This is a genomic window from Loigolactobacillus bifermentans DSM 20003 (assembly GCF_001434575.1).
GTDB lineage: Bacteria > Bacillota > Bacilli > Lactobacillales > Lactobacillaceae > Loigolactobacillus > Loigolactobacillus bifermentans.
This window is the reverse complement of record NZ_AZDA01000117.1, coordinates 89,448-95,959: the sequence shown is the minus strand read 5'-3', so window position 1 is coordinate 95,959 and position 6,512 is coordinate 89,448. Positions and strand designations below refer to the sequence as shown.

Genomic DNA, 6,512 nt, shown 5'->3' with positions numbered 1-6,512 from the left:
AAAGGCACTAAAAGTAAAAATTACGCCCAAACGAAAGCCAAGTTACAGCGTGATTATCGAAAAGTGGCCAATATTCAACATGATTTGATGCAGAAGTTTACCACATATCTGGTGAACCAGTACGATAAAATCGTGATTGAAGACCTAGATGTGAAAAAAATGCAAATGACCCATATTGCTTCAAAAGGTTTGCAGCGTTCTTTGTTCGGCTATTTTAGAAAAGTTCTAACTTATAAGTGTGACTGGTACGGCAAAACATTACTTTTAGCAGATCGATATTATCCTAGTACCCAACGATGTTCTAATTGCGGACACGTTAAGCAAGGGTCGGATAAAATTGGCTTGCACGGGAATGCTAAACACCAAACAAAACACCATGAATATGTTTGTTATGAATGCGGTGTAACGCTAAATCGTGATGAGAATGCTGTTCAAAATTTATCACAACTCGCACTTTAAAATAATTAAAAAGGGGCAGGCTATGCCCTTAAGCTTCAAGAGTTAGTCCCTGCGATTACCCGTTTTTCGGCTATCGGAATACTAATGATGACGGAAGTAAACAAATTCGGAAAGGAAAACTATACTTCTTTCTCATTATGTTTGACGACATAATTCTACATTTTGTATAGCAGGTCTCATGGAATCTACACACGCTTTACCAACCGCAAAGGTCAAGGTGACGCACCCCAAATTAATACTATTAGGGCTGATGCTTGGCTCATTTGTTGGTATGTTTTCAGAAACGGCGCTCAATATTGCCTTACCCTCATTCATGCAGTTTTTTTCCATTTCACAAAGTACTGTTCAGTGGTTAGTCACTGGCTATATGCTTGTGATTGGCATTTGCATGCCGTTATCCAGTCTCTTAACACGTTGGGTCCCAACGAAATCGATTCTTTTGTTTGCCTTAGGCGGCTTCATGATCGGCTCACTGATTTCGGCAAGCGCGACTCATTTCACCTTTGTCCTAATTGGGCGGATGATTCAAGGCATCGGCACTGGGTTGATACTGCCCCTGATGTTCTCAATTGTCATGCAGATTTTTCCACCGCATCAGTTAGGCACCGTGATGGGCTTGGCTTCATTAGTGATTATGCTTGCACCTGTTTTAGGGCCTACTGTTACTGGGATGGTCTTATCGGTGGCTTCTTGGCGGCTCATATTTTGGCTTTTCATTCCCGTACTTGCCGTTGCATTTATGCTCTGCGCTTTTGTGGTCGAGAATATTTTTCAACAAAGTCACACCCCCATTGACTGGTACGCCCTGTTGGCTTCGACAATTGGTTTCAGTGGCATCGTAGTCGGGTCATCCCTAGCCGCAAGTCGCGGCTGGTTGTCAATGAGTGTGTTAGGCACATTAGGGATTGGTCTTTTAGCCCTTTTCATTTACGCACAAAGACAACTAAAAGCCACACGCCCAATGCTGGCGTTACAAGTCTTTGCAACACGTCAATTCACCATTGGCACACTGTTGGTCATGCTCGACTTTGGTGTGATCCTTGCGACCATGTATTTATTGCCCCTGTACTTGCGCAACGGCTTAAAGTTACCTGTCGCACTAACAGGCCTGGTGATGTTGCCTGGTGGTGCTGCTAACGCAATCGTAGCCGCACTTGCAGGTCGAATTTATGACACACATGGTGCTAAATGGTTAACTAGAGGCGGCTTTTTGCTTATTTTGCTAGGTGTGATCGTCTTACTGTCGACGAACACACACACCACATTAGGCCGGGTGATACTCGGTCATATCATCATCTTAACAGGCGCACAATGCGTCTCAGCGCCCGCTCAAACATACAGTCTCAATAGCCTCGATGGCGCCATGTCGGCGGATGGCAGTGCCATTTTAAATACGCTGCAACAAATCGTCGGCGCGCTAGCAACAGCCATCGCCACCAGTTTAATTGCAGCGCAAAATCAGTTTATTGTCGGCATTCACGCCGGCTTCTGCTTTATCGGTTTGCTTGCTATTATCGGCTTTAGCTTAGCCTTAAAGGTTCAAGCGCCAAATTAGTTGTATTTTGTGGCGCTATTCATATCTATTTCATCAAAATCAGCCGCTATCCTCCAAAAAATTGGGATAGCGGCTGATTTTTTCATTACGTTCAAAACAACACTGAACGTATAAGACTAAACTGACTTAGTCACAGCTTCTCTCATGACGATCCATCAGCCTTAAGATACAATTTTCCAACCCAAAAGGCCATGTTTTAATACTTTAGCGTTGTACTGCAACTGATACAACTCACGACCATGACTAATCGACGCTTGAATGGCCGTCACTTCTTTTTCAGCGTCCTGCCGAGTGGCATACCATCCAAGCGGAATCACATCGGGCCCCAGAAAACCGTTATTATTCTTCGCCATTTCACCCACCAATTGTACTTGAGGGGCATTTTTCCGCCAATAACCCAAAACAGTCGCAATCGTAAACATGTCAAACTGCGTCATACGCCCATCAATGGCCGATTGAATGGTAATCGAGCCAGTAATTGGCAAACTAACTGCCTCACCTTGTCCTTCGCCTAATAACGCATCATAGGACACCTCAAAATAGTCCCGAAGTTGCTCTAATCGGGTAAAATCGGGCTCAGCAGTACCGGTTTCATATTTTGAAATTGATTGCCGGGTGACGCTAATAGCATGCGCTAATGCTTCCTGAGATAAACCCGCTCGCTTACGCAAGGCAACCAGATTATCTTTGAACATCTTCTTCACCTCAATCATTTGATACCTACATTATCTTTAAAGTTAGCCTATCAGTCCACTCTGATATGATGGCAATCCCGCAACCAATAGTTGTAATTGAGTTAACGTGTTAGACGCGACATTCATTACTTATGATACGAGCTAGCCTATCACAAAATGCTACGATTACAATCATTTTTCACCATATCGTCACTTAAGAGACACTTAATACCGCTGTTGTTTCTTTTGATACATTTAATCTCAAATCGATTCTATTCAATTAGCGCTACCACCGATATGATAAGACCATACTTAATTGGAGATGGTCACATTATGACAGATAACATTAAAATCCATATTTTACACACCGGACTGGTAAAAGTCGACAAGGCACTACCATTCCATGGGTTATATCGTAACCCCTTAGCCTTTACTGGGCTTTTCCGCTCCGAGAAAAATCAAATCACACTACCGGTTTCAAGTTATCTTATCGAACATCCCAAAGGCCTGATCCTAATCGATACAGGTTGGAATAAACAGGTGCGCACTAGTAACTGGAAAGAACTAGGCTTACAAGTACAGATCAACACCGGTTATCTACCGGCTGGTTGGGCAGTTGATGAGCGTTTGAAAACCTTAGGGTATCGCCCTGAGGACCTCGACTATGTCTTGTTAAGCCATCTACATTGTGACCATGTCAGCGGCTTAAAGCATGTCGCAAACGCTAAAAAGATTCTAGTATCCGCTCCAGAATGGCACGCCGCTAATCATTTACCGCTGGTTTACTTGCCAAGTGAGTGGCGTGGCGTCAATGTACAAACTTATGACTATCAACATACAGGTATCGGCCCCACGGGAGAGAGCTACGACATCTTCGGTGATGGCAGTCTCCTTCAAGTTCACACTGCAGGTCATGCATCAGGTATGTCGGCAACACTTGTTCGCAGTCGTACTGGGCGTTACGTTTTGCTAGCCGCAGATGTTGGTTATGCCAATCGTTCATGGGAAGAAATGCTGACACCTGGTATCTGCACCAACCGCAAAGCCGCAATCACTAGCCTAGGTTGGGCACGCGATATGGCACATGATCCTAACTGCATCGAGGCGCTGGCAAATCACGACACCCACACTGATCAACATGTCATCACACTTGCGTACTAAGCACCAACTTGACCAACCGATTCATAAATCGGGAGATTGCTGCTGGTTCGCCATGACGTAACGCCCAGCTAATTGCAGTTAATGCAGTGGTTGAATATAGCGCCAATATAAAGTCCTCAGGAACCGCCAAAGTCACCTGAGGCAACAACTTTTGCGCATGTTTTGCAAGACTCTTAAGATAGCAATCACTGAGATCGCCATCTTTTTCGTGAATCTGGAGTAAACACGTAATTACCGCTGCATCGTCCTCAAGTTGCTGATATAAAACCAACAATGGCTCATCATTTGTCACGCTTGCGACACGTTGATCGAGTAACTGATCAAACTTAGTGGCTCGTTGCGTTACCATTTCTTCAAGTAACGCATACTTATCAGCATAATGATGATAAAAAGTGCTGCGCCCCACTAGTGCCTGTGTGCAAATATCATTGACCGTCACTTCATCAAATCGCTTATCTTTCAGGCAAGCAATCAAGCCTGATTGAATATCTCGTTTGCTTTTAAACTGACGTAAATCGGTCATCAAAACACCTCTACCTCTAATTTATCCGATTCTAAAATTGTAATATTTAGTCATTTACGCTTTCGTAACCTGGCCTACAGCCCCTACATTCGAGTTTCTGTGTCATGGTACAACAATTTCAATAACAATTCAAAAACAGTTGGCAAAGCCGATTGTGCGGTCGTGCTGATACAAATTATCATTACTCAGACTACTCAATTAGTTAAAATACGCATAAAAGTAACCGTTCGACGGTTCCAAGCGCGCTTAGAATCCCTAGTGATATTTTATGAGAAAGCCGCCATTGATATCATCTCATAATCGACCTCAGCATACCACCGCATTAATCCGATAGAAAAGAAAAGCCATTGCCAAAGTAATTTGACAACGACTTTTACTGGGAAATATGCTAATGTGGCGCGCGCCGTAGCCATCGCATTGCAAAATAGACGACTAACTCAAAAATAATGATACCACCAGTCAACACGCCTAATGCCAAGAGTCTTGACCCTATATCTTCAACGTGTCCAGACCCATCAACACGACGAAAGAGAATCCATATCACCCCACTGGCGACCAGAAGCCCAAAGACTCCATTGCTGATCCACCATAACTTGTTCTTCATGAAACCACTCCTTGCTGGGAAGCGCGCTTGAAAATACAGCCATGTCGCCTCACTCACCAACAGTGCACCGGAAACGACATACGCCAGTTGATTTTCCAACGTCATCCCAAAGATTTGTCCCCATGCCAAGCCAATCAAAACGACGCCTAACAGGCAAGTACTATACAATGTAGGGTTCGCTTGACTAACGAAGTGCTCATATGTGATCAATGCGAGTACCGCCACAATCATAGCATCGGATAACCAAAGCATCGCGGCCGTTTCAGCAATTACTAAGCGGACAATCATTAACACAACAAGTACCGTTGGTAATCCCTGCATGCTCATCTGATACACTTGTGCTACTGAGCGCCCTAGCAGGTAATCTGTCGAGACCCCCAACAGCTCGGCTAATTGCGCCAAGGTTTCAAGATTAGGACAGTTTCGACCCGTCTCCCAACTCGAAACTGTCTGTCGAGAAACAAACAATCGCTCAGCCAATTCTTGTTAGGTCATACCCTGTACTTGCCGCGTCTGTCTCAATATCCGCCCAAACATGATCGACCTCCTAAAGGCTCTAATGTTTATTTTGCCAATGCAAAATCTTATTTCGGAGGTTGTCCATTCCTACGGACGCGATCACCCTCCTAGGAAACATGGCTCCTCCTAAAGGCTCTAATGTCTATTTTGCCAATGCAAAATCTTATTTCGGAGGTTGTCCATTCCTACGGACGCAATCACTCTAGTAGGAAACATGGCTCCTCCTAAGCATAAGTTCTCATCTGCTCCCAGTCACGCTAGTCTCTCTAGCACGACCGTCTAGCAACATTGGTCACTTTGCTACTTATGATACGGACTTCCCTCATTGATCATAAACGCCCGATAGATCTGCTCCGTTAACACCAAGCGCATCAGTTGATGGGGTAAGGTAAACCGGCCAAATGAAATTTGGGCATCGGCGCGTTTTAAAACAGCTGGCGTTAATCCTAGTGAACCACCGATAACAAAGGTAATATCAGAATGCCCGTAAGTCGTCAGCTTCGCCAGCTCGGCCGCAAATTCCTCCGAAGTCCGTTCTTTGCCTTTAATGGCCAACGCATAGACGTACTCGCGATCTTTGATTTTAGCTAAGATACGGTCACCTTCTTTCGCCATCACCGTGGCCATTTCGGATTGGCTCAACGATTCTGGCGCTTTTTCATCAGGGACTTCCACAATCTCAAACTTACAAAAGCGGCTAAGGCGTTTCGCATATTCCGCAATGCCCGCTTTAAAGTACTTTTCCTTCAGTTTCCCCACACCGATAATTTTAATATTCAAATTTAACATTCCTTTTCTAAACCGTTTTCTTTTTTTTAGACTAAAATCTGTTAATTTTGATAAGCGCGCTAATTTTTGCATGTTACCCACAATTTTATGATTTTCCACCGCTTATCCACAAAAGTTATCCACATGTCCACAACTTTAGCCACAATATTTAGTTGTCCTCTTTTTTGCAACTACTAAATCATGATTCTAAAAATTGGCTGAGAATTTTCAGCAAAAAGTTTTCCACAG

General features: G+C 44.0%; 7 protein-coding genes and 1 pseudogene. 3 read left to right on the top strand and 5 right to left on the bottom strand.

Annotation, left to right across the window (positions count from 1 at the left end; genetic code table 11):
- Both FC07_RS16245 and FC07_RS12735 read left to right on the top strand, forming a co-directional pair.
- On the top strand, positions 1-459 hold a 459-nt coding region (locus FC07_RS16245), incomplete at its 5' end, for an RNA-guided endonuclease InsQ/TnpB family protein (protein ID WP_235807518.1).
- 178 nt (positions 460-637) lie between these two features.
- Positions 638-2,014 carry a DHA2 family efflux MFS transporter permease subunit gene (locus FC07_RS12735; protein WP_057905468.1) on the top strand — a complete coding sequence of 459 codons (1,377 nt, stop codon included), beginning with the start codon at positions 638-640 and terminating at the stop codon, positions 2,012-2,014.
- A gap of 161 nt (positions 2,015-2,175) precedes the next feature.
- On the opposite strand, the gene FC07_RS12730 is transcribed toward FC07_RS12735, so the two are convergent.
- The gene (locus FC07_RS12730) at positions 2,176-2,709 is read right to left on the bottom strand and encodes a helix-turn-helix domain-containing protein (protein ID WP_057905467.1); all 534 of its coding nucleotides are present in this window, start codon (positions 2,707-2,709) and stop codon (positions 2,176-2,178) included.
- Between the two features lie 312 nt (positions 2,710-3,021).
- On the opposite strand from FC07_RS12730, the gene FC07_RS12725 reads away from it, so the two are divergent.
- Positions 3,022-3,849 carry an N-acyl homoserine lactonase family protein gene (locus tag FC07_RS12725; RefSeq protein WP_057905466.1) on the top strand — a complete coding sequence of 276 codons (828 nt, stop codon included), beginning with the start codon at positions 3,022-3,024 and terminating at the stop codon, positions 3,847-3,849.
- Here FC07_RS12725 and FC07_RS12720 read toward each other — a convergent pair.
- From FC07_RS12720 to rlmH, 4 genes and pseudogenes are all read right to left on the bottom strand, one after another.
- The gene (locus FC07_RS12720) at positions 3,833-4,372 is read right to left on the bottom strand and encodes a TetR/AcrR family transcriptional regulator (protein WP_057905465.1); all 540 of its coding nucleotides are present in this window, start codon (positions 4,370-4,372) and stop codon (positions 3,833-3,835) included. The genes FC07_RS12725 and FC07_RS12720 overlap by 17 nt on opposite strands.
- A 388-nt stretch (positions 4,373-4,760) precedes the next feature.
- Complete coding sequence (locus tag FC07_RS15695; protein WP_235807517.1) at positions 4,761-5,303, bottom strand: DUF3923 family protein; 543 nt, start codon at positions 5,301-5,303, stop codon at positions 4,761-4,763.
- Positions 5,304-5,339: 36 nt separating this feature from the next.
- Positions 5,340-5,456, bottom strand: a pseudogene (locus tag FC07_RS16420) (helix-turn-helix transcriptional regulator); the annotation flags it as partial.
- A gap of 339 nt (positions 5,457-5,795) precedes the next feature.
- Positions 5,796-6,275, bottom strand: a complete 480-nt coding sequence (gene rlmH, locus FC07_RS12710) for a 23S rRNA (pseudouridine(1915)-N(3))-methyltransferase RlmH (protein WP_057905464.1) — start codon at positions 6,273-6,275, stop codon at positions 5,796-5,798.
- Between the last annotated feature and the right edge of the window lie 237 nt (positions 6,276-6,512).